Raw genomic sequence first — 24,062 nt, 5'->3', positions numbered from 1 at the left:
GATCTTGGAAAGATCCGTCATGGGAGGGCATCGTCATGGATCTGGTTTACCTCATCGCCATCGCCGCATTCGGGGGGCTGGTCGCAGCGCTTGCGGTCGGCTGCGACAAGCTCCGCCGCGCCCCCGGAGGCCGTCCATGACTTCCTGGATGACGTGGCTCGCCGCAGTGTCGACGCTCTTACTGTTTGTCTACCTCGTGTACGCCCTGCTGCGAGCGGAGGCCCTCGAATGAACGCCAATAACCTGTTCCAGACAGGACTTTATATCGTCGTGCTGATCGCGCTCGCGATTCCGCTTGGCCGCTACATGACCAGCGTGCTTGACGGCTCGTCCGTCGTCGTGCGGCGTATCGGAAGGCCGCTGGAGGCGGTCTTATACAAGCTCGCTGGCGTCAATCCCGAAGCCGAAATGGCATGGACGCACTATGCCCTCGCCTTGATCGTTTTCAATGCGCTCGGCGCGCTGGCCGTGTACGGATTCCTGCGCCTCCAGCAATGGCTGCCGGCAAACCCGCAGGGTTTCGGCCCGATGACCCCCGACGCTGCATTCAATACGGCCATCAGCTTTGTGACCAATACGAACTGGCAGGATTACACGCCGGAGTCGACCGTCAGCTACCTGACGCAGATGGCCGCGTTAGCCGTTCAGAACTTTTTTTCGGCCGCCACCGGTATTGCCGTCGTCGTAGCGCTGATCCGCGGCTTTGCACGCCATACGACGAAAACCATCGGCAACTTCTGGGTCGACCTCACGCGCATCACGCTTTACATCCTCGCGCCGCTCGCGACGGTCATCGCGCTCGTATTCATCAGCCAGGGTGCGATCCAGAACTTCGAGTCATACAAGGACGTCGCCACGCTGCAGGTCACGACCTACCAGACGCCCAAGACTGATGCCCAGGGCAACCCGGTGAAGGATGCGAAGGGCAATCCGGTCATGGTCGACAACAAGGCCGACAGGCAGACCATCGCCATGGGGCCCACCGCATCGCAGGAAGCGATCAAGATGTTGGGCACCAATGGGGGCGGCTTCTTTAACGCCAACTCCGCGCACCCGTATGAAAACCCAACGCCGTTCGCGAACTTCGTGCAGATGATCGCGATGCTCGTCATTCCTGCGGCGTTGTGCCTTGTGTTCGGCCGGATGGTAGGCGACCAGCGCCAGGGATACGCCATCCTCGCCGCGATGACGATCGCCTTCGCGGCCGCCTGCTGGGTGGAAATTTCCTCCGAGCAGGGCGGCAATCCGCTGCTTGCCTCGCTGCATGTCGATCAAACCGCGTCCGCCTTGCAGCCGGGCGGCAACATGGAAGGCAAGGAGACGCGCTTCGGCATCGCGCAGTCGGGGATCTTCACCGTTGCGACGACGTCGGCTTCATGCGGCGCGGTCAATAACATGCACGATTCGCTCACGCCGATCGGTGGCATGGTCCCGCTACTGCTGATTGAACTTGGCGAAGTGATCTTCGGCGGTGTGGGCTCCGGGCTATACGGGATGCTTGTGTTCGCGTTGCTCGCGGTATTCGTCGCCGGGCTGATGATCGGCCGCACGCCCGAGTACGTCGGCAAGAAAATCGAGTCGTACGAGATGAAGATGGTGTCGATTGCCGTGCTGCTCACACCATTACTCGTACTGTTAGGCGCGTCGATTGGTGTGCTGACGGCAGCGGGTGTGGCTGGAATCGCCAACCCCGGTCCGCACGGGTTCTCTGAAATCCTCTATGCGTACAGCTCGGCCGCGAACAACAACGGCAGCGCATTCGCCGGCCTGTCGGTCAATACGCCCTTCTACAACGTGACGCTCGCGATCGCGATGTGGTTCGGGCGCTTTGGATCGATTGTTCCGGTGCTTGCCATCGCCGGTTCGCTCGCGGGCAAGAAGCGCATTGCCGTTACCGCCGGTACGCTGCCCACGCATGGTCCGCTGTTCGTCGTGCTGCTGCTCGGCACCGTGGTACTGGTCGGTGCGTTGACCTATGTGCCCGCGCTCGCGCTCGGCCCGGTCGTCGAACACCTGATGATGATCTCGGCTCACTGATTTCGAGGACAGCATGACTACCCATACCCAACCGCCTGTCCATCAGCCGGGCAATATCGGTCAGGCGCGCACCGCGGCCAGGTCGATGTTCGATCCGACGCTGGTTCGCCCGGCAATCGTGGACTCCTTCAGGAAACTCACGCCGCGAACCCAGTTGCGCAACCCGGTGATGTTCTGCGTCTACGTCGGCAGCCTCCTGACGACGATCCTGTGGTTTGCTGCGCTCGCCGGCCAGGCCGAGGCGCCTGCGAGGTTCATCCTCGCGATCGCGCTGTGGCTGTGGTTCACGGTGCTCTTTGCGAACTTTGCCGAAGCGCTGGCCGAAGGCCGCTCGAAGGCCCAGGCCGCGTCGCTGCGCAGCGCCAAACACAATGTGGTGGCAAAGAAACTGCAGGAGCCGCATCCGAAAGCGCCGATCCGCATCATGGCCGCGAACGATCTGCGCCGCGGCGACGTCGTGCTGGTCGAGACAGGTGACGTGATCCCGGCCGACGGCGAAGTGATCGAAGGGGTGGCGTCGGTCGACGAATCGGCGATCACCGGCGAATCCGCACCGGTGATCCGCGAGTCGGGCGGCGACTTTTCATCGGTGACGGGTGGCACGCGCGTGCTGTCGGACTGGATCGTCGTACGCGTCAGTGTGAACCCGGGTGAAGCGTTCCTTGACCGCATGATCGCGATGGTCGAAGGCGCGAAGCGTCAGAAGACGCCGAACGAAATTGCACTGACGATCCTGTTGGTCGCGCTGACGCTGGTTCTACTGTTCGCTACCGCCACGCTGCTGCCGTTCTCGATGTTCTCCGTCGAAGTGGCAAAAGCCGGCCACGTCGTGACGATCACCGCGCTCGTTGCCCTGCTCGTGTGCCTGATTCCAACGACGATCGGCGGCCTGCTGTCGGCGATCGGTGTTGCGGGCATGAGCCGCATGATGCAGGCGAACGTGATCGCGACCTCGGGCCGTGCTGTTGAAGCCGCCGGCGACGTAGACGTGCTGCTGCTCGACAAGACCGGCACGATTACGCTCGGCAACCGTCAGGCCTCGGCCTTCATACCGGCACCGGGTGTCACGGAGGAAGCGCTCGCCGACGGCGCACAGCTGTCGTCGCTTGCCGACGAGACGCCGGAAGGCCGCAGCATCACTGTGCTCGCGAAGCAGCGTTTCAACATCCGCGAGCGCGATATGAGCTCCTTGCACGCGACCTTCCTCGCGTTCAGCGCGCAGTCGCGGATGAGCGGCGTCGACCTGTCCCCCAAGGGGACTTCCTCCGGGACGCCGGGCCGCGAGATCCGCAAGGGCGCGGCAGAAGCGATCAAGCACTACGTCGAAATGCACGGCGGGCAGTTTGCATCCGAGGTCGAGAGCGCCGTGACGGATGTCGCGCGACGTGGCAGCACACCGCTCGTGGTGGCGGAAAAACACGGCGACGTAGCGCGCGTGCTGGGTGTGATCGAACTGAAGGACATCGTCAAGGGCGGCATCAAGGAACGTTTCGCCGAACTGCGCCAGATGGGCATCAAGACCATCATGATCACCGGCGACAACCGGCTGACCGCCGCGGCGATCGCGGCCGAAGCGGGCGTCGACGATTTCCTCGCCGAAGCCACGCCGGAGGCGAAGCTCACGATCATCCGCACGCATCAGGGTGAAGGACGCCTCGTCGCGATGACCGGCGACGGCACCAATGATGCCCCCGCACTCGCGCAGGCCGACGTCGCGGTGGCCATGAATACGGGCACGCAGGCGGCTAAGGAAGCCGGCAACATGGTCGACCTCGACTCCAACCCGACGAAACTGATCGAGATTGTCGAGATCGGCAAGCAGATGCTGATGACGCGCGGGTCGCTCACGACATTCTCGATTGCCAACGACGTCGCGAAGTATTTCGCGATCATCCCGGCGGCGTTCGCGACGACCTATCCGCAGTTGCGGGTGCTCGACGTGATGCATCTGAGTTCGCCGGCCTCGGCAATCCTGTCGGCAGTGATCTTCAATGCGCTGATCATCGTGGCGCTGATCCCGCTTGCGCTCAAGGGCGTGAAGTACCGACCGCTGGGGGCCGCCGCACTGTTGCGCCGCAACCTGCTGGTCTATGGGCTCGGCGGAATTCTGCTCCCGTTTCCGTTCATCAAGCTGATCGACATGATCATGTCCGCGTTTGGCTGGGTTTGACACAAGGAGCGCAAACATCATGAAAAACCTGATTCGCCCCGTACTTGTGCTGTTCGTCGTACTGACCGTGATCGCGGGGGGCATTTATCCGATTGCTGTGACGGCCATCGGACGTATGGCGTTTCCACACCAGGCGAGCGGCAGCCTGATTGAGCACAACGGCAAGGCAGTAGGCTCCGCCTTGATCGGCCAGCAGTTCGACGCACCGTACTATTTCTGGGGACGCCTGTCGGCGACCACACCGAACCCTTACAACGCGCAAAACTCGGGCGGCTCGAACCTTGGTCCGACCAACCCCGCACTCGCTGACGAAATCAAAGGTCGCATCGATGCCTTGAAGGCAGCGGGCACCGACATGTCGCAGCCGGTACCGGTGGATCTTGTGACGTCCTCAGCCAGCGGTCTCGATCCCGAGATCAGTCCCGCTGCGGCGGCCTATCAGACCGCACGCGTTGCCAAGGCCCGCGGGCTGACGACCGACCAGGTCACCGAGCTGGTTGCCCGCTCTACGTCCGGGCGGCAGTTCGGCATTTTTGGCGAAGCGCGCGTCAATGTGCTGAAGCTCAACCTCGCGCTCGACGACCTCAAACCCATGCACGGATGATGTGCTGCCAACGTGCGTCTGGCGGGAAGGTGGGCGGGTCTGACGTCTGCCGCCGGCCGTTTATGGGAGACACTCGATGGACCGCCCCGACCCAGACGAACTTCTGGATAGGATCCAGCGGGATAAAGAGAAACAGCAGCGTGGCCGCCTGAAGGTCTTCTTTGGCGCGTCAGCGGGCGTGGGGAAGACGTTTGCGATGCTGCAGGCCGCCCGGCGGCAGCAGGAAGAAGGCGCCGATGTGGTTGTCGGGATCATCGAGACCCATGGCCGCAAGGAAACCATCGCGCTGCTGGATGGTCTCGAGATACTGCCGCTCGCGCGCCACGAATATCGCGGCCACCAGCTCTCCGAGTTCGACATCGACGCCGCGCTCGCCCGCAGGCCAAAGCTCATCCTCGTCGACGAGCTCGCGCACTCGAACGTGCAGGGTGCGCGGCACCTGAAGCGCTGGCAAGACGTCCACGAACTCCTCGACGCGGGCATCGACGTCTACACGACGGTCAACGTCCAGCATCTCGAAAGTCTCAATGATATTGTCGGTCAGATCACGGGTATCCGGGTCTGGGAAACTGTCCCCGACCGGGTGTTCGATGGCGCCGACGAGGTCACACTAGTCGACTTGCCCGCCGAAGAGCTGCTCGACCGGATGCGAGACGGCAAGGTCTACCTGCCCCAGCAGGCCGAGCATGCCGTGCGTAACTTCTTTCGCAAGGGCAACCTGATTGCGCTGCGCGAACTGGCGCTGCGCCGTACCGCGGATCGCGTCGATGCGCAGATGCGTGAGTATCGCGCCGACCAGTCTATTGAGCGTATCTGGCAGGCACGCGAGCGGCTCATTGTGTGCGTCGGACCGGGGCCGGAAGCGCCAGTGCTGGTGCGCGCCGCTTCGCGGCTCGCCACGAGCATCAAGGCCGACTGGATAGCCGTGTATGTCGAGACGCCGAAACTGCAGCGCATGCCGGACGACTTGCGCAAACGAACGCTCGATGCGTTGAAGCTCGCCGCCGAACTCGGTGCCGAAACTGCCACGCTCGACGGGACTGACGCCGCACAAACGCTCGTTGCTTACGCCCGCATGCGCAATGTGTCCAGGTTGGTTGCCGGCGCGTCAGCGCGGGGACGCTGGCGGCGGCTGATCGTGCCGCCGGTCGGCGAGCAACTCGTGCAGAACGCGCGCGACATCGACGTCACGCTGATGAGCGCGGCCCCGGAGCGTGAGGGCCGGAATATGCGAACCGGTGCTCCGAGCTTTGCTGTGGCGCCCGGAGGCGGCGGGCGCTTGAAGCCGCAAAGCTATTTTTACGCCCTGGCAATCTGCGGAGGAATCACAGCCGTTGCGTCAGCCTTTCTCCACCATATCGCTCTGGCGAACCTGGTGATGCTGTATCTGCTCGGCGTGATCTTCGCGGCCGCGCGACTCGGGCGCGGGCCGGGCGTGCTGCTGTCGTTCCTCAGCGTGGCGGCGTTCGATTTCTTCTTCGTACCGCCGCAGATGACATTCGCGGTTTCGGACACGCAATACGTGCTGACCTTCTTCGTGATGCTGCTGACTTCCTTGACAATCAGTCATCTGACGTCGAGCCTGCGCCGTCAGGCGCACATCGCGACCATGCGCGAACGGCGCACCAGTGCAATGTACGCCATGTCACGTGAACTGGGCGCGGCGCTGACGACCGGGCAGATCATCGAGATTGGTACGCGGCACGTCGGCGAAGTGTTTCACGCGCGCGTCGCGATCCTGCTGCCGGACAGCGCAGAGAAGATCTGGCAGAAAGTCGAAGAGCCTAACCCTGCTGTCATGCTGGACGCACAAGCGCTCGACCTCGATATCGGTCAATGGGTGTATGACCAGCAAAAACCTGCCGGACGTGGCACGGATACGCTGCCCGCCACGGACGCGCTGTACCTGCCGCTAAGGGCACCGATGCGTACGCGCGGCGTGCTCGCGATGATATCGGAGCAGACTTCGGATCTGGCGAGTCCAGAGCAGCAGCGGATGCTCGATGCGTTCGCCGCCCAGATTGCGCTGGCGCTCGAACGCGTTCACTACGTGGAAATCGCGCAGGACGCGCTCATCAACATGGAGTCCGAACGACTGCGCAACTCCCTGCTGTCGGCGATCTCACACGACCTGCGCACGCCACTGACCGCAATCGTCGGATTCGCGTCGATGCTTGCCGAACAGGACAAAAGCGGTGTGCCTGCGAGAACGACCAGCGAAGTCGTCGACGCAATCCACGAGGAGGCGCTCAGGATGAATGGTCTTGTCACGAACCTGCTCGACATGGCACGCCTCGAAGCGGGTGGCGTGCGCCTGAACCGGCAATGGTCGATGCTCGAGGAGGTCGTCGGCGCGGCCCTCGGCGCTTGCCGGCGTACGCTCGCCGGGCGCCCAGTCCGGGTGCATGTACCGCCTGATCTGCCACTGCTGCAGCTTGATGCGGTGCTGATGGAGCGGCTCTTTGTGAATCTCTTCGAGAACGCGGCGAAGTACACGCCACCGGGGACGCCGCTCACGATCGATGCCACGCCGGCCCATGATGGCGGCCGGAAATATGTGAAGGTCTGCGTCGACGATAGCGGGGCCGGCCTGCCGCCGGGCATGGAGACGCGCGTGTTCGACAAGTTCACGCGCGGCGAGAAAGAATCGGCGAAGGCCGGGATAGGTCTTGGCCTCGCGATCTGCCGTGCCATTGTCGAGGCGCATGGCGGCAGGATCGGGGCCGAGAATCGTACCGGCACAATGGGTAAGATCATTGGCGCGCGCTTCTGGTTCATGCTGCCCGCCGATGAGACCCCGCCGGCCGAAGCGCCACCCGCAGAGCTATGGCCCGACGATGGAGAGCAGGCGGCGTCAACAGGGGGCGCCTTTCCGGCACCGGCCGTTGATCCGGCAAAACCATGAGCGAGCCGACGGTCACCGTTGTTCTGATTGAAGACGACAAGCACATCCGTCGTTTCGTTCACACGGCACTGGAAGCGGATGGCATGAGGGTCTTTGATGCCGAAACGGGGGAGCAAGGGCTGGCGCAGGCCGCAACACGGCGGCCTGATCTCGTCATCGTCGATCTTGGTTTGCCGGATATGGACGGCATTGACGTGATTCGGGAACTGCGTAGCTGGTCCACTGTGCCGGTGCTCGTGCTAACGGCGCGAACCCGGGAGGAGCATAAGGTCGCGGCGCTCGACGCCGGGGCCGATGACTACCTGACCAAGCCGTTCGGATTGCCGGAACTGACTGCGCGAATCCGCGCCCACCTGCGGCGGCGAACCTGCGGCGGCAGGACGGGGTCGACCAAAGTGCATTTCGGCGCTGTCACGATCGATCTTGCTGAACGGAGGGTAACGCGCGACAGCCAGATCGTCCATCTTACCCCGATCGAATACCGGCTACTGTCGGCGCTTGTGTCACGCGCAGGATGGGTGCTGACGCATCGACAGCTACTTCAGGAGGTGTGGGGCCAAACGCACGCTGATAACGACCACTATTTGCGAGTCTACATGGGGCACCTGCGCCAGAAACTCGAACGTGATCCGGCGCAACCAGAGTACATCATCACGGAGACTGGCGTAGGCTACAGACTGGTCGGAGCGAACGACTATCAGGGGCAGTAGCATGCAATCCGCACTGAAGCGCCGATTCAGTGGGAAATTGCGCTCAGAAGTGCTGCCGTCATGTTTGCACCGCGTTCGAGACGTCGCGTTGACGGGATTTTTACATGTCCTGCGTATAGTTTTGCAACGCATTGACACGCTCTGTGCTGAAATGGAAGTGTCAAAGTCGGTCTGCTGGCCGAAATCGGAGCGCTCAATGTTACGGTTGCTGATCCCCGTAGTCGATAGCGGCGGTGCCGTACAGGCTGCCCGACACGCCGCATTTCTGTATCTGGAACACTGCGTGTCCGAAGTCGAACTGCTTGAAGTGCTTGAGCCTATTGACGAAGGGCGTGCGGCAGCGTTTCACTCGCGCAGCGCACTGCGTCGCCATGAGAAGCACATAATGCTCGACGCGCTGATCCAGACATGCTCAGTCCTTGAGGATGCAGGCGTTCCGTACAAATGGAAGCGGGTGTTCGGGCACGGCGCAAGAGCCATTGCCGCCTATGCTGCAAAGACTCAACCGGATGTCGTCGTGATCGACGCCAGCCATTTCGGTTTCTTTCGCAGACTGACCATGCTCGCCGGGTTATGGCGCGTGACTACCAGACCGGTAACCATGGTTCACTAGACTGCATGCGTGAGCGCAACGATGAGGATGAAAAGCAGGCGTGCATGAAACTTTTGAGGCCCCGCATCTTTAAACGACACCCAATCGCCTTAGTAGCGGCGTCATCGTGGCGCCCTGAACGAAGATTGAAAAAGCAACCACGGCAAAACGCACAGTAATGATTTCTTCGCGCCGTGGTAGTCCGGGCGGCAATCCCATCACGAGCGCCAAGGCCAAGGCACCGCGTAGCCCGCCCCAGAACAGGATATGTTGATGCCGGACCTCGATCTGCAGCGACGAGCGCGAGAAGAGCGTGCAACACGGGGACACAGCCACGGCACGCCCCAGCATCACGACCATGATGGCGATCCCGATCGATAGCCACACGGTGTCGTATTCCCTGCGCGCTGCTCATTGACGTCAGTTGCGCCATTGCGGGACGAGTAGCTGCCGTTCTCCACCGATCGGTCTACGCAACTGCAATGTGAGGGCGAGTCACGCTCCCGATGCCAGCGATTTCAGCGTCCCGGACCCTCGCCCACCGAATGCGGAGGACGGTCAAACTATCTGCGTTGTCGAACAGTCGGCGGCGGGTCGAAAGCGCAGTTGACTGACCGCTTTCGGACGTTCTCGCCGACCGGCCGTTCATGGCCGATGACGGCCTCATGCAATCGGCACACATCGCTCGAACTTCGCAAGGCCGCGATCGGCGACACGCGACCCGTTGTTGACGATGGACGAGCACGCGTGGATGTCTCCAATTGAATGGCAACCCGCCGTACGTTGATTGCGGCGCAAATCCGGCTTCGCCGACCTGCCGCCGAGGATTCTCACCGGAAGTGATTCATCGGGCAGCCTTTATATGCAGTTGAGCAAGCGGACTTGCTCTACATGCACAGCGGACGCCACTCCGTCGCAATCATAGTCACCACATGAGAGGCCTGCACTATTGTCGTTGCGGATGATCAAGAAAGAAGCGCAGCATTTCGGCACTCGCATCCGGACCAGTAGCGTCCGTATAACTGCCTCGTGCATTGCCGCCGGCCCAAGCGTGCCCTGCGCCATGAATGGTCCACAACTCGGCGTCGATACCGTCGCCGGAAACCAGCCGCGAGACGGTACAGGCGCGTCGGCCCGCGTCGACCCGACGCCGTTCGCTGCCGGCGTCCGGCCGTGCGTCGAACCTCTGCACGAGCCGCGTGGCATTCGCTACGTGCACGGTGGCATCCGCGTCACCATGAAAGACGATCATGGGCCGTCTCGGTGACAAGTCTGTATCGCCTTGCACGCGCCGTGCGTTTCGGGGATGCTTGCCGCCTTTCATCGCCGCGAGCGCGGAGGGTAAATTGTGCGCGCACCGTGCCGGAAGACCGGAATGCACGCCGACCGCGGCATACAGTTCGGGATACTCGGCGATCATGATCGCCGCCATCGCGCCCCCCGCGGACATCCCCGCGACGTACACGCGCGCAGGATCGACGTTGTGGGCCGAGATGATTTCGCGCGTGATGCCTGCGATCAGCGACGGCTCGCCGCGCTCGCGATGCTGATCGTCAGGTTTGAACCAGTTCCAGCACTTCGACGGATTCGCCTGCTGCGGTTGCACCGGATAAGCTACGAGACATCGATGCCGCTCGGCAAGCGCGTTCATCTGCGTGCCTGCTGCGAAATCGTCGGCGTCCTGCGTGCAGCCGTGCAGCATCACAATCAGTGGCAGCGGCTCGCCGGCGCCCCCCGCCGGCACATACAGCCGATATTGACGGCGACCGGCGGCATTCGCATACGCAAGCGTGATGAAATGTCCTCGTTCCTCCACGTCAAGGCAGTCTTCTCGCGCCTTGTGCGCGGTCGCTTCCTTGGTCTTTGCAAACGGGAAGACAACGGGCTCTGGCGTCTTGTCCCGCGACGCAGTTTCGTTCACTGCACCGACGCTTTCCCCTCGCAGTGCGCGTTGTATCGCTTCTGTCGCTTCGGCAACGCCGCGGGTACGCAGCAAAGTCATCGCTTCGTGCATTGAGTTCAGAAAGCCTTCGTTGAGTTTCATCACATTTGTCCGATTACCGGTGTTGAGGGGGTGGGCCTCGCGCGGCTAGTGGATTCTGCCGGCAAGCGCCGTCTTGACTGCGGGCGAAGCGTGAAAGGCTCCCAGCACCACGACGCTTTCGATAGTCGCGAGCGCGAGTTCCGGGGAGACATCGGCGGCAATGCTGGCCAATCCCAGGACCTGAATGTTGAGACGCTCGCGCGCGGCACGAATCGCCTCGAGATCCTGCCTGGAGAAATGCTGCAGCCCGAGCACGAGCGAACGACGCGCAACCGTTTCCTGGACGACCCGCGCATGTAGCGCGAGCTGGTTGCGAATCGCCGTTCGGATCAGGTCGGTCCGGTTCGCATAGAAGCCTTCTTCAACCAGCAGGTCGATCTGCCCGAGGTCGACCGGTCCGAGGTTGATCGTGATTTTTTCCGAGTCGCCGCCTTTCGAGCGGGGGGTGTCCAATACCGCGGGTTTCTTCATCGCACCATCCTTTCACCATCCCTGTGGATGGTTATAGGATGGTTTTAGATGCGCCGCAACATAAAAATTTGGGGTCGAGACGCCTTCTGGGGTCGCCGCATCGCTGGTCGTGGGGGCTAGATAGAGCGCTATCGCCGGTTAACGCTGAATAAGACGGCCGGGCAACGGGAGGCTGGCACTGATGTTCGCTCGAACACAACGGATGAGCGTCAAGGCGCAAAACCATCAGAATAAGGCGCGAAATGGAGAGGTTCCCCGACCAGTTTTGACAAATTCAACTGCTATCCTTCAAAACTTGAACCCGTTCACTATCGCGGCTTTATCGAGGTAGTTGCTGCCGCAGGTCTCGCCAAGCGCAGTCCATCAGCGCTCAAAATCGGAGTAGTCAACATCCCGCGAACCTCTCAACCCCGATGTCACTCGGGCAGCGAAAGCCGGTACTGCCGAAACGGATTGCGCAGACCTCAACATGGACCAAGGATTCCCAGCATACTGGCCCGGTAGAGCCTGAAATTCGTCGTATCGTTCGCACCGCCATGAGGGAGATATGCATAAACCCATCGACACTGAAACGATCCCGAGCAATGAATTGCAGCAGGTCAAGGCGACTTATGCCAAGCTTTGCGAGGACTACATTGCACATCGTAGCGATGGTGAATACCGGGACTATGTGCAATCGGTCATCGCCAACAACGCGAGTCTCGATCGCCACGTGCGCGCGTTCGAAATTTACGCACCGTATATCAAGCGTGGCATGAAAGTGCTCGACTGGGGATGCCGGCACGCGCCAGATTCGTGCATGCTTCGCACGCTCTACCATGACATCGATATATATGGCTGCGACATCTGCAAGGATGGGCAATTCGCGGAATTCCATGAGTACGCCGGGTTATCTTTCGCATCGCTCGATCATGAATTTCTGCTGCCCTACGAAGACAATCAATTCGATGTGGTGATCGGAAGCGGTGTACTCGAGCACGTGGCCCGCGAGCAAAAGAGCCTCGATGAGCTATGGCGCGTGCTGAAAAACGACGGTTTGCTGATAATCACATTTTTACCTAACCGCTTATCGGTGACCGAAAACGCGTGCAGAGTCATGAAGAAGTACACGGGCCATAATCGGCTGTACAGTCTCAGCGACGCGAAGCGCCTGTTTCTCCGGTCGGGATTCGTACTGGAAGAATGCGGCTATCACCAGGTCTTTCCCACCTTCGCAAAAGGCATAAAGGGCGGCGGAGCGCTCAACGCCCTGGCCAATATCGGCATGAAGCTGAACCGGCCTTTCGAGCGGATACCGATCGTGAATGCAGTCTCGGCTAACCTGTTTTTCATCCTCCGCCGCGTGCATGAGATGTAGCAGGCGGCCGCCAAGGCGGCCTACCTCGCGGGATCATTGGGCAAGGCCACGCCCTCCTGTTGCGACGTCACAAATCCTCTCAATGCAGGGGTGAGCCGGAAAACGAGCTTCTCGATCTCCACCACGAGGAAAAACAGGACGCCACCACCGACGAGCCACCCCCACGCCAACAAGGGCAGAGCCTCAGTGTGGAAAACGGCATGGAACGGGAACGTATAGGTGAACAGAAGCTGCAAGACCACGACGCCGGCTATTCCGTACCAGAGATAGCGATTGCCTGTATGGGCGCGCACGGACAGCGACGAATCGAGCAGATACCGGATGTTGAGCAGATAGAACACCTGGCCCAGCGTAATGGCGTTGACCGCGGCCGTGCGCGCCATCTGATCCGACGCCCCTTGCGACTTCATCCAGAAGAAGGTGGACAGCGTATAGATCACGAGCGCCGCGCCGACGAACAGGATGCGCCAGATGCCGAAGCGCGTGACGATCGGCCGGTCGATTGCGCGTGGCGAGCGGCGCATCACGTCTGCCTCGTGCGGCTCGAACGAAATGGTCAGGCCGAGCGCGACGGAAGTAACCATGTTGACCCACAGGATCTGCGGCGCCGTGATCGGCAGCGTGAAGGCGAACAGGATCGCCACCGCGATCACCGCGCCTTGCGCGACATTGGTCGGCAGCATGAACAGCATCGCTTTCTCGATGTTGTTGTAGACCGTGCGCCCTTCCTTCACCGCCGCGGAGATCGACGCGAAATTGTCGTCGGCGAGGATCATGCCCGCCGCCTCCTTCGTCACCTCGGTGCCCTTGATCCCCATCGCGACACCGATGTCGGCTTTCTTGAGCGCCGGCGCATCGTTGACGCCGTCGCCCGTCATCGCGACGATCTGCCGATTCGCCTGGATCGCCTTGACGAGCCGCAGCTTGTGCTCGGGACTCGCGCGCGCGAACACGTCGACGCCGCGCACGCATTCCTGCAGCGCCGCATCGTTCATCGCCTCGATCTCGGTGCCGGACACGGCGGTCTTGCCGTCGCCGATGCCCAGCATTCTTGCGATTGCCGCCGCCGTGATCTTGTGGTCGCCCGTGATCATCGTCACGCGAATGCCGCCGCCGTGGCATTCGCGCACGGCGTCGATCGCCTCTTTGCGCGGCGGGTCCATCAGGCCCACGAGGCCCAGCAGTACGAGGGTACGCGGCAGGTCCTGCGGCCCGAGGCCGCCCGTACGCAGGCCCGGGTCCGACAGCCACGCGAGCCCGAGCACGCGCTCACCTTGCGCAGCGAGCCGGTCGCCCTCCCTCGCGAAGTACTCGCGATCGAGGGGCGCCGGGCCTTGCGCCGTCTGCTGCCGGTCGCAGTGCTCGAGGATCACCTCCGGCGCGCCCTTGACCAGCAGCATTTCGCCGTCCGTCGAACGGTTCAGCGTCGCCATGAACTTGTGCTCGGACTCGAAGGGGATCGCGTCGATCCTCGGCGCGGCGGCCGTCTCGGCGGCACGGTCCATGCCCAGCTTGGAAGCGAACGGATAGAGCGCGCCCTCGGTCGGGTCACCCTCCACTTTCCATTTGCCGTCTTCCTCGAAGAGCTCGGCGTCGTTGCACAACAGCGACACGCGGCCCATCAGCTTGAGCACGTCCGGCGCGGCGCCGAGCGGCTTGCCATCGGCGCTGACCTCTCCTTCGCTGGCGTAGCCGTCGCCCGTAACGGCATAGGCCGCTTCGGCCGTTACGACGGAGGTCACCATCATCTCCATCAGGGTCAGCGTGCCCGTTTTATCCGAGCAGATGCGCGAGACGGCGCCCAGTGTTTCGACCGCCGGCAGGCGGCGAATAATGGCGTTGCGCTGTGCCATGCGCTGCACGCCGATGGCGAGCGTGATGGTGATGAGCGCCGGCAGGCCTTCCGGGATGACCGATACCGCAATCCCCACGATGGCCTGGAACAGCTCGACGAAAGTCATGTGTCCGAGCCAGTGCCCCCAGGAGAAGAGCAGCACGCTGACAACGGCGATCACTGCCGTGATGACGTAGCCGAACTTCTTGATCTGGCGCAGCAACGGCGTCTCGAGCGCGCTAACCTCGGCGAGCATCTGGTTGATCCGGCCGAGTTCCGTCTGGCTCCCGGTCGTCACCACGACACCGGTTGCCCGCCCCGACAAGACCATCGTGCCGCAGAACGCCATGTTCTCGCGGTCGCCGACCGTGGCTTTGGCGGGTACCGGCGCGGTGCCCTTCTCGGCCGGGAGGGATTCCCCCGTAAGAGCCGCTTCTTCCGTGCGCAGGTTCCTGGCGTCGACGAGACGCATGTCCGCCGGGATTTTGTCGCCCGATTCCAGTAGCACGATGTCGCCGGGCACGAGTTCCTCGGCGGGGATCAAGCGAACCGCTCCGCCACGCATCACGCGCGCTTCCGCGGACAGCATGTTGCGAATCGAGTCGAGCGCCTTCTCGGCGCGTCCTTCCTGCAGGAAGCCGAGCAGCGAGTTGAGGATGACGACGGCCAGAATGACCGAGCCATCGAGCCACAGGCCCAGCATCAACTTGACGAAACCGGCCGCGAGCAGCACGTAGATCAGAACGTTGTGGAGCTGCATCAGGAAGCGTACGACCGGCCCCCTCTTCTTGCCCTGCGGGAGGCGGTTCGGCCCATAGGTGGACAGCCGCCCGGTCGCTTCCGTTGCATCGAGGCCCTGCGCGGGATCGACGTTGAACTGCCGTTCGATGTCACCGGCCGGCATCGCATGCCACGGCGTCGCACTCTCAACTGAGCTCATCCTCGTGTCTCCCGGTTCCAGTGATTTCGGGTCAGGGGGCCGCTCTCAATGGTCTGGATCGTCCCCGGGTTGATAGGGTCTCGTCGCGTCCACCGCTTCAGCGTCGAGTTCCTCCCTCGCGGCGGCGAGATCCTTCATCTGCTCTTGCGTGGCTTTCGGATATTCGAGGTCGAGCTTCTCGACGGCCTCGACGATCGCGGCCGCGACGATGAGGCGCGTGAAAGGTTTGTTGTCGGCGGGCACGACGAACCACGGAGCCGCTTCGGAGGCCGTCGCGCGGATCGCCTCTTCATAGGCGTACATATAGTCGTTCCAGTAGCGACGCTCGCGAACGTCGGCTGCGGAAAACTTCCAGTGCTTGTCGGGATTGTCGAGGCGATCCATGAATCGCCTCTTCTGCTCCCCGTACGACAGGTTCAGATAGAACTTGAGAATGACCACGCCCTGGCGCGTCAGATAGTCCTCGAAGCGCGCGATGTCGGCGAGCCGCTCGTCCCATATGTTGTTGCCGACCCGTGCCGGCGGGATCTTCTGCGCATGGAGCAGATGCTGATGCACGCGCACCACCAGCACCTCTTCATAGTACGAGCGGTTGAAAATGCCGATGTGCCCGCGCTCGGGCACTTTCCCGGAATAGCGCCAAAGGAAGTCGTGGGAGAGCTCCTCATCCGACGGCTGCTTGAACGAGATGACATCGCACCCCTGCGGATTGACGCGCGACATCACATGCTTGATCGTCCCATCCTTCCCCGCGGCGTCCATGGCCTGGAACACCAGAAGCACGGACCAGGAATCCTGCGCGTAGAGGATCTCCTGCTCCATCGCGAGCCATTTCGACCCTCGCTGGAGTAGTTGCTGCGCCTCTTCCTTATGCATTCTGAGTCCCACCGTCTCGCCGGGATCGAAATCCTTCAGGAAGAAATCTTTGCCGCTCGTGACGCGGAACGGATCGGTGTATGCCCGCAGCGCGTCGAGTATTTCCATGCGAACCATCGCTCTTTCTCCACGGCATCTGCATTCAGTTGCACGATTCGCGGATCGCATCGCAACCGCAGTCGTACTGTTCACAACTCTTTCTGATAATAGGTCACGCAAACGGAAACGTGCTCATCGGCAACGACGCTGCGCACCCGCGTAGCGACGGGAAACACACTGATCCTGTCGGCGCCGACGCAAGGCGGTCACTATCTCGCCGATGTGATTGCGGGTCTGCTGCTCAGTGCGCTGACGATTGCAGCGCTCAAGCGCGGCATGCACCTGCTGGCGACGCGCAAATCCGCGAATGCGCCGAGCTCGCGGTCTATGCCGGTGGGAACGGCATGAGCTGGACGCTCGGCAGCGGCCGCGCGGACTAACGTGAACGCGGCGCGGCTTGCGCCGCGCCGCCGTGGTTCGAAGCGACTGGAAGACCGCGCGCTAGCCCGGCGCCCGCCCCAACACCTGCGAATCCGACGACGCCGTCGTCGACGTCTCGTCACGCCCGTGCCCATGCCCCGTCGTCGTGACCGCATTGGTGCCGCCGGGCCGACGCACCGATTTCGCGTGCCGCTCGATCAATCGCTGCAGCAAACAGAACGCGCACAGCAGCGCGCCGATCACGATGCGCGTCCACCACGAACTGAGCGTGCCGTCGAACGTAATCAGCGTCTGGATCGTGCCCAGAATGCCGACGCCGAACAGCGAGCCGACCACATAACCGACGCCGCCCGTCAGCAGTGTGCCGCCGATCACCGTGGCCGCAATCGCATCGAGTTCCATGCCCTGCCCTTGCAGCCCATAGCCCGACAGCACGTAGAACGTGAACACCGCGCCGCCAAGCGCCGAACAGAAGCCGCTCAGCGCATACACGCCGACCCGCGTGCGCGCGACCGGCAGGCCCATCAGCAGCGCCGAGCGCGGATTGCCGCCGACCGCATACACGTTGCGGCCGAAGCGCGTGAAATGGGCGACATAGATCGCGGCCGCGAGCGTCACGGCCGCGATCAGCACGTTCGCCGATACCGAACCGACGCCGACACTGAGACGAAACGCGGAGATCGCCTTGAACGTCGGATCGGTGATCGTGATCGACTGCGTCGTGATCAGAAAGCACAGGCCACGCGCGAAGAACATCCCCGCCAGCGTCACGATGAACGCCTGCAGGCGGAAGTAGTGAATCAGCGCGCCCTGCACCGCGCCGAACACCGTGCCCATCAACAGCACGATCGGAATGATGAGCCACACCGACACATGCATGTGCTCGGACAGCACGGCTTCGACGATCGTCGTCAGCGCGACGATCGAGCCCACCGACAGATCGATGCCGCCCGACACGATCACGAACGTCATGCCGATCGCGACGATCAGCAGGAACGCGTTGTCGACGAGCAGATCGAGCAACACCTGCCACGCGAAAAAACCGGTGTACATCACCGAACCAAAGCCGAACAGCGCGCAGAACAGCAGGACCGTCACCGCGATCGCCAGCGTGCGCGGATCCACCACGCGGGCGAGTGCTTCGAGAACGCGCGTCATCGTGCCACCCCGCGCGATTTGACGAGCGACGCGCCGAACGACACCGCGAGCGCGCGTGCCGCCGGCGACTGGATCACGCTGACCGCGAGCACGACGGCCGCCTTCACGACGAGCGTCGCTTCCGGCGGCACGCCGATCGAATACGTGGTGTACGTGAGCGTCTGGATGATCAGCGCGCCGAGCACCGTGCCCGCGAAACTGAAGCGGCCGCCGAGCAGCGACGTGCCGCCGAGCGTCACGGCGAGAATCGCGTCGAGTTCGAGCAGCAAGCCCGCGTTGTTGCCGTCCGCGCTACGCACGTTTGAGCTGATCAGGATGCCGGCCAGCGCCGCGGTCAAGCCCGAGAAACCGTACACCGCGAATACGATCGCCTTCGAGCGCAAGCCGACGAGCCGTGTCGCAACCGGGTTCACGCCGATCGCGCGAATGAACAGGCCGAGCGCCGTGCCCTCCACCAGGGCGGCGGTCGCCAGCACGGCTACGGTCGCGATCCATACCGAGCACGGCACGCCGAGCCAGTAGCCGCCACCGACGAACAGATAGCCGGGCGCGCCGATCGGGATGATCTGCCCGGCGGTCAGCAGTTGCGCGATGCCACGGCCCGCGACCATCAGAATCAGCGTCGCGATGATCGGCTGCATGCCGACGAACGCGACGAGCAGCCCGTTCCACATGCCGCTCAGGATGCCGACGACGAGCGCGGCCAGCAGCGCCTGCGCGATCAGCGCACCGCTCGGCACGGCCTGGGTCGCGAGTATCGTCGCGGCCGCGGCGCCCGCTATCGCGACCACCGCGCCGACCGAAATATCGATGCCGCGTGTCGCAATCACGAGCGTCATGCCGATCGCGACCAGCACGAGCGGCGCCGCGCGATTCAGGATGTCGATCGGCGCGCCGAACAGGTGGCCGTCGAGCGTGCGCAGCGCGAGAAAATGCGGATTGGCCAGCAGGTTCAGTCCGCCCAGCAACACGAGCGTCACGCATGGCCACAGCAGCGGACGCTCCACCCCGTCGCGCGCGAACCAGTTCGATAGCTTCATTCGCCGCTCCCTGCGATGAGTCGGTAGATGTTGTCCTCGTTCGATGCCTTACCGGCCACCTCGGCGATCTTGCGGCGATCGCGCAGCACCGCGACGCGATGGCTCACGCGCAGCACCTCGCTGATCTCCGACGAGATGAACAGGATGGACAGGCCGTTCGCGCACAGCGCGAGCAGCCGGTCCATGATGTCGAACTTCGCGGCGACGTCGATGCCGCGGGTCGGCTCGTCGAGGATCAGCAGTTTGGGATCGGTTGCGAGCCAGCGCGCGAGCAGCGCCTTCTGCTGGTTGCCGCCGGACAGCAGCGCGATCGGCTGCTCGGCGTCGGACGCCTTGATGCCGAGCCGCTCGATCCACATATCGGCGAGCTCGCGCGCGCGTTGCCGGCTGATCTTGCGCCACCAGCCGCGCCGCGCCTGCAACGCGAGCATGATGTTTTCGCGGATCGACAGTTCGGCGACGATGCCTTCCTTCTTGCGGTCTTCCGCGCAATAGCCGATGCCGTGGCGCACCGCGTCGTGCGGCGTGCGCAGCCGCACGGCGCGCCCTTCGACGAGGATCGTGCCGCTGTCCGCGCGATCCGCGCCGAACAGAAGCCGCGCGGTTTCGGTGCGGCCCGAGCCGAGCAGACCCGCGAGGCCGAGAATCTTGCCGGCCTGCATCTCGAGATCGATCGGCTGCAAGGTGCCGCGACGGCCGACGCCGCGCAGCTCGATGAACGACTGCGTGGCCGTTGCTTCCGTGTGGTCTTGCGCGACCTCCTGATCGTCGGCGGCCTGTCCGTCGTGCGCCGCTTCGCGCAGACGCGCGCTCATGCGCTCGTGGCCGACCATCTTCGCGACCAGCTGATCCGCGGACAGATCGCGCGCGAGATATTCGCCTTCGCGCTCGCCGTTGCGCATCACCGTGATGCGATCGGAGATCGCATAAGTCTGCTCGATGAAATGCGTGACGAACAGGATCGCAATGCCCGATCGCTTAAGATGTCGAAGTATTTTGAATAGCTGCGCGACTTCGCTGTCGTCGAGGCTCGAAGTCGGTTCGTCGAGAATCAGCACGCGCGCATCGACGGACAACGCTCGCGCGATCGCGACCATCTGCTGCACGGCGATCGGATAGGCGTCGAGCGAGCGCGTGACGTCGAGCGACACGTCGAGGCGCGCGAGCGCTTCCTGCGCGCGCCGCTTGATGTCGGGCCAGTCGATCGCGCCGAAGCGGCGCGGCTGCCGGCCCGCGAAGATGTTCTCCGCCACCGACAGATTCGGGCACAGGTTCACTTCCTGGTACAGCGTGCGCACGCCGGCCGCCTCGGCTTCCTGCGGCGACGCGAACGCGACCACCTCGCCGCCGAGGCGGATCGTGCCGGCATCGGGTGCGAGCACGCCGGTGAGCACGTTGATCAGCGTGGATTTGCCGGCGCCGTTCTGGCCCATCAGCGTATGGACCTCGCCGGGAAACAGGCGGAAGTCGACGTGTTGCAACGCCTTCACGCCCGGAAATGTCTTGCTGACGCCGGAGGTCGCCAGAATCGGTTCGCGCGCGCTCATGTCATTCTGTTGGCTTGGCGCGCCCGGCGGCGTGCCGCGCAGCGGCTGGTCCGGCTGATTCGGTTCGGTAGCGGAATGGGTCATGGACCTCGCTCGATCGGCTATGCATGGTTCGGCAGGCCCCAGCGGCATGCTCCCGCGGGCGCATGCTCCTGAAAAGAGACCGCCCGCTGCAGAAGAAAGCAGCCCGGGCGGTCAGGCACCACTGGAGAAACCTGTTCGATGCGTCCGTACTGCACATCTCCTTCGCGCCGTGAGCCCGTTGGCCCCGGCGCCTGAACACGCACACGCCGCGGCGCTCGCGCGAGCGCTGCCGCGGCGACGTTGCGCGCCGCGTCAGTACTTACGCGACGGCAGAGTTTGCGCGGCCACGCTCATCGGGAAGACAGTCTCCTGAGTCAGGATGCGCTTCGGCAGCGGCTTGCCAGCCACCACGTCTTTCACCGCCGACATCAGCTGCGGTCCGAGCAGCGGGCTGCACTCGACGTCGACGTTCATCTTGCCGGCGGCCATCGCCTGGAAGCCGCCCTTGGTTGCGTCGAACGAAACCACCACGACGTCCTTGCCCGGATGCATGCCGGCTTCTTCCATCGCCTGGATCGCGCCGAGCGCCATGTCGTCGTTATGAGCATAGACGACGTTGATCTTGTTGCCGTAGGTCTTGATGAACGCTTCCATCACCTGCTTGCCGCCGGCGAGCGTGAAGTCGCCGCTTTGCGACGCGATGATCTTGAACTTCGGATCGCTCTTGATCACTTCGATCAGACCCGCGTGGCGGTCGTTGGCCGGCGCGGAGCCGACCGTGCCTTGCAGCTCGGCGATGTTGACCGGACCTTTATCGTCCTTGTAGTGATCCGCGAGCCAGTGGCCGCCGCGCCGTCCTTCTTCGAGGAAGTCCGAGCCGATCATCGTCACGTACAGCGACGTGTCCTTCACGTCGATGTTGCGGTCGGTCAGGATCACCGGAATCTTCGCGGCCTTGGCTTCGAGCAGCACCGGTTCCCAGCCCGATTCGACGACCGGCGAGAACGCGATCACGTCGACCTTCTGCGCGATATACGAGCGGATCGCCTTGATCTGGTTTTCCTGCTTCTGCTGAGCGTCGGAGAATTTGAGGTTGATGCCGGCCTCTGTCGCCGCCGACTTCACCGATTCGGTATTCGCGGTGCGCCATGCGCTTTCCGCACCGACCTGCGCAAAACCGAGCGTAATTTTCTTGTCCTCGGCATGCGCGCCGGGCGTGGCCAGCGTCAGCGCTCCGAGACTCGCGCAAAGCGCGAGCGCGCCCAGAGCGCGACACGCGGCACGTCGTGTATTCGCCATGACAGTCTCCAATCGTTGTTGTGTAGACGACCCAGCGGTCTGCCCGGCCCTCGTGGCCCTCACGGCCCATGGATCGTGATGTAGCGTACTGTGCGAGGCGTTAACCGTCCAATCATATGATTCGCGCCCTCGATATCAATTTTGGTATGGCGCGCCGGTCAGCGCATTGCCGCTCGCTGCCTCAGGCCGGCGTCATTCTCGGAGTGACCCAGCGAAACGTCAGATTGATGCGCTCGCCGCTCACGCGCGGCTCCTTCGGCACCCGATGACGCCACTGCGCCTGGGTGTCGCCCTTCATCACGAGCAGGCTGCCGCCCTTCAGCGAGAACGATTGCACGACGCCGCTGCGGTTGTGCCGCAGATCGAACCTGCGCGCGACGCCGAGGCTCACCGACGCGATCACCGGTTGCTTGCCGAGTTCGGGCTCGCGGTCCGCGTGCCAGCCCATGCTGTCGGCGCCACTGCGGTAGCGATTCAGCAGCACGCTGTTAAAACGCGCGCCGCTGGTCGCCTCGACGGCCGCCTTCAGTTCGGCAACGGCGGGCGTCCATGTTTGCGGCACGTTGCGGATGCCCGAGTACACGTACACCGCGTCCGGCTCGCCCTGCCAGGCGGTCAGACGCGGCAGTGCAACACGGCCGGCGGGCGTGCCCATCATGTCCTGGCGCCATTGCACTTCGTCGATCAGTCGGGCCAGCAGGCGTTCGGCGTCGGCCGCTGCGAGCCAGTCTGGATACCAGTCGAGGTCGGGCGTCGGCAGGTCGTTGAATAAATCGGTGCTCATCGGAATGTCTGGATGCAAGCGGACAAGTCAAAACCCTGACTATTATGGCGACACCGGCTCACCCGCTGATTCACGCGCGTTGCTCTTTCATTCGACGCGGCTCTGCGCATTCCCTCTGTTCTTTCGCACGGACTACTTCCATGACACTTTCGGATCAGGCGCTCGCGCAGCTCTTTCGCGACGCGCGTACGCACAATGGCTGGCAGAACAAGCCGATCGACGACGCCGTGCTGCGCGAGCTGATGGAGCTCGTACTGCTCGGCCCGACCTCGGCCAATTCGAGTCCGGGCCGCTTCGTGTTCGTCAGGACGCCGGAGGGCAAGGAGAAACTGCGCCCGGCGTTGTCGGCTGGCAATCTCGAGAAAACGATGGCCGCGCCCGTCACGGTGATCGTCGCCATGGACATGGCCTTCTACGAGTATCTGCCGAAACTGTTTCCCCATGCGGATGCGCGCAGCTGGTTCGTCGGCAACGAGCGGTTGATCGCGGACACGGCGTTTCGCAATTCGACGCTGCAAGGCGGGTATCTGATTCTCGCGGCGCGTGCGCTCGGTCTGGACACTGGGCCGATGTCGGGCTTCGATCAGGCCAAGGTCGACGAAGCGTTTTTTGCGGGCACGACGCTGAAGTCGAACTTCCTGATCAATCTTGGCCACGGCGATCCGTCAAAGCTGTTTGCACGCAGCCCGCGTTTTTCGTTCGACGAAGCGGCGCGCATAGTGTGACGGGGCGTTGATGATGGATGGCGCTGCGGGTGCGCGCCACGCGCTGGATCGGATCGCGTCAGGTCAGCACCGCGATATAAAAGACCACCGTGCCGATCAGCGCACCGATGAAGCAGAAGCCCTCTTCGGCTTCGTCGCCATTCGAGCGCAGCCACGCGCCGACCGCACCGAACAGGCCCGCGATGCCAAGCGCGACGCACACCATCACGACGTCGAACAGCGCGCTTTTGCCGAGTTCGGAGAAATCGATGTTGCGTACGCCGACGTAAAGCGCAATCGCCATCAGCGAGATACCGACGAGCGGCAGCATCACGTGGCTGCCCTCGTGCCCGACATGATGCTCATGATGAACATGATGCACGTCGTGCGCGTGATGCCACAGGTGGCCCGATTTGAGCAGCTTCATGATGTGCCTCCCCCCCGCCCGATCTTTCCCGGCGACAGAACCAGTCATGGCCGAAGCGC

The 24,062-nt window shown here is 63.1% G+C and carries 20 protein-coding genes; 9 read left to right on the top strand and 11 right to left on the bottom strand.

All coding sequences use genetic code 11. The features are described 5' to 3' along the window. Positions 1-136 precede the first annotated feature (136 nt). The 7 genes from kdpF (at position 137) to OKW38_RS36455 (ending at position 9,039) form a co-directional block, all read left to right on the top strand. Complete coding sequence (gene kdpF / locus OKW38_RS36485) at positions 137-232, top strand: K(+)-transporting ATPase subunit F (RefSeq protein ID WP_090806156.1); 96 nt, start codon at positions 137-139, stop codon at positions 230-232. Beyond that, the gene (kdpA, locus tag OKW38_RS36480; protein WP_429365306.1) at positions 229-2,037 is read left to right on the top strand and encodes a potassium-transporting ATPase subunit KdpA; all 1,809 of its coding nucleotides are present in this window, start codon (positions 229-231) and stop codon (positions 2,035-2,037) included. Before kdpF ends, kdpA begins: the two co-directional genes overlap by 4 nt. Before the next feature lie 85 nt (positions 2,038-2,122). Then, positions 2,123-4,207, top strand: coding sequence for a potassium-transporting ATPase subunit KdpB (gene kdpB / locus OKW38_RS36475; RefSeq protein WP_429365574.1), 2,085 nt, complete (start codon positions 2,123-2,125; stop codon positions 4,205-4,207). A gap of 19 nt (positions 4,208-4,226) precedes the next feature. Continuing rightward, positions 4,227-4,811, top strand: coding sequence for a potassium-transporting ATPase subunit KdpC (kdpC, locus tag OKW38_RS36470; protein WP_187631712.1), 585 nt, complete (start codon positions 4,227-4,229; stop codon positions 4,809-4,811). 76 nt (positions 4,812-4,887) lie between these two features. Further along, positions 4,888-7,716: a DUF4118 domain-containing protein gene (locus OKW38_RS36465; RefSeq protein WP_429365305.1), complete on the top strand. Its 2,829-nt coding sequence runs from the start codon at positions 4,888-4,890 to the stop codon at positions 7,714-7,716. Further along, positions 7,713-8,426 carry a two-component system response regulator KdpE gene (kdpE, locus tag OKW38_RS36460; RefSeq protein WP_090806163.1) on the top strand — a complete coding sequence of 238 codons (714 nt, stop codon included), beginning with the start codon at positions 7,713-7,715 and terminating at the stop codon, positions 8,424-8,426. Before OKW38_RS36465 ends, kdpE begins: the two co-directional genes overlap by 4 nt. Before the next feature lie 196 nt (positions 8,427-8,622). After that, entirely contained in the window at positions 8,623-9,039 is a 417-nt protein-coding gene (locus tag OKW38_RS36455) for a universal stress protein (RefSeq protein WP_090810088.1), read from the top strand. 69 nt (positions 9,040-9,108) lie between these two features. Here OKW38_RS36455 and OKW38_RS36450 read toward each other — a convergent pair whose 3' ends face one another. The 3 genes from OKW38_RS36450 to OKW38_RS36440 all read right to left on the bottom strand — a co-directional run bounded on the left by OKW38_RS36450 (position 9,109) and on the right by OKW38_RS36440 (position 11,533). Then, on the bottom strand, positions 9,109-9,405 hold the full coding sequence (locus OKW38_RS36450; protein ID WP_429365304.1) for a cation:proton antiporter: 297 nt from the start codon (positions 9,403-9,405) through the stop codon (positions 9,109-9,111). 559 nt (positions 9,406-9,964) lie between these two features. Continuing rightward, positions 9,965-11,062: an extracellular catalytic domain type 1 short-chain-length polyhydroxyalkanoate depolymerase gene (locus tag OKW38_RS36445; protein WP_429365303.1), complete on the bottom strand. Its 1,098-nt coding sequence runs from the start codon at positions 11,060-11,062 to the stop codon at positions 9,965-9,967. Between the two features lie 45 nt (positions 11,063-11,107). Beyond that, positions 11,108-11,533 carry a CopG family transcriptional regulator gene (locus OKW38_RS36440; protein WP_018420777.1) on the bottom strand — a complete coding sequence of 142 codons (426 nt, stop codon included), beginning with the start codon at positions 11,531-11,533 and terminating at the stop codon, positions 11,108-11,110. A 547-nt stretch (positions 11,534-12,080) separates the two neighbouring features. Between OKW38_RS36440 and OKW38_RS36435 the strand changes: the two genes are divergently transcribed. Further along, positions 12,081-12,890: a class I SAM-dependent methyltransferase gene (locus tag OKW38_RS36435; RefSeq protein WP_090806167.1), complete on the top strand. Its 810-nt coding sequence runs from the start codon at positions 12,081-12,083 to the stop codon at positions 12,888-12,890. A 20-nt stretch (positions 12,891-12,910) separates the two neighbouring features. Here OKW38_RS36435 and OKW38_RS36430 read toward each other — a convergent pair whose 3' ends face one another. The 7 genes from OKW38_RS36430 to OKW38_RS36400 form a co-directional block, all read right to left on the bottom strand. Beyond that, positions 12,911-15,664 (bottom strand): HAD-IC family P-type ATPase, encoded by a 2,754-nt coding sequence (locus OKW38_RS36430; protein ID WP_429365302.1) that lies wholly within the window; start codon positions 15,662-15,664, stop codon positions 12,911-12,913. Positions 15,665-15,709: 45 nt separating this feature from the next. After that, positions 15,710-16,657, bottom strand: coding sequence for a polyphosphate kinase 2 family protein (locus tag OKW38_RS36425; RefSeq protein WP_429365301.1), 948 nt, complete (start codon positions 16,655-16,657; stop codon positions 15,710-15,712). A gap of 423 nt (positions 16,658-17,080) precedes the next feature. Then, positions 17,081-18,178 carry a galactofuranose ABC transporter, permease protein YjfF gene (yjfF, locus tag OKW38_RS36420; RefSeq protein WP_429365300.1) on the bottom strand — a complete coding sequence of 366 codons (1,098 nt, stop codon included), beginning with the start codon at positions 18,176-18,178 and terminating at the stop codon, positions 17,081-17,083. Continuing rightward, a complete protein-coding gene (locus tag OKW38_RS36415) occupies positions 18,175-19,218 on the bottom strand; it encodes an ABC transporter permease (protein WP_090806172.1) in 1,044 nt (347 codons plus the stop codon). The genes yjfF and OKW38_RS36415 overlap by 4 nt, the downstream gene beginning before the upstream one ends. Then, the gene (locus OKW38_RS36410; protein WP_429365299.1) at positions 19,215-20,849 is read right to left on the bottom strand and encodes a sugar ABC transporter ATP-binding protein; all 1,635 of its coding nucleotides are present in this window, start codon (positions 20,847-20,849) and stop codon (positions 19,215-19,217) included. Before OKW38_RS36410 ends, OKW38_RS36415 begins: the two co-directional genes overlap by 4 nt. Positions 20,850-21,101: 252 nt before the next feature. After that, positions 21,102-22,088, bottom strand: a complete 987-nt coding sequence (locus OKW38_RS36405) for an ABC transporter substrate-binding protein (protein WP_090806177.1) — start codon at positions 22,086-22,088, stop codon at positions 21,102-21,104. A 181-nt stretch (positions 22,089-22,269) separates the two neighbouring features. After that, a complete protein-coding gene (locus OKW38_RS36400; RefSeq protein ID WP_429365298.1) occupies positions 22,270-22,872 on the bottom strand; it encodes an alpha-ketoglutarate-dependent dioxygenase AlkB family protein in 603 nt (200 codons plus the stop codon). A 140-nt stretch (positions 22,873-23,012) separates the two neighbouring features. On the opposite strand from OKW38_RS36400, the gene OKW38_RS36395 reads away from it, so the two are divergent. Next, on the top strand, positions 23,013-23,597 hold the full coding sequence (locus OKW38_RS36395; RefSeq protein WP_090806181.1) for a malonic semialdehyde reductase: 585 nt from the start codon (positions 23,013-23,015) through the stop codon (positions 23,595-23,597). Positions 23,598-23,655: 58 nt separating this feature from the next. Here the strand turns inward: OKW38_RS36395 and OKW38_RS36390 are convergent, their stop codons facing one another. Beyond that, positions 23,656-24,003 (bottom strand): hypothetical protein, encoded by a 348-nt coding sequence (locus OKW38_RS36390; protein ID WP_090806184.1) that lies wholly within the window; start codon positions 24,001-24,003, stop codon positions 23,656-23,658. Positions 24,004-24,062: the final 59 nt, after the last annotated feature.

This window comes from Paraburkholderia sp. MM5496-R1 (assembly GCF_050436205.1).
Taxonomy (GTDB): Bacteria; Pseudomonadota; Gammaproteobacteria; order Burkholderiales; family Burkholderiaceae; genus Paraburkholderia; species Paraburkholderia tuberum.
The sequence above is the reverse complement of the archived record's forward strand: the minus strand, read 5'-3'. Positions and strand labels throughout refer to the sequence as shown.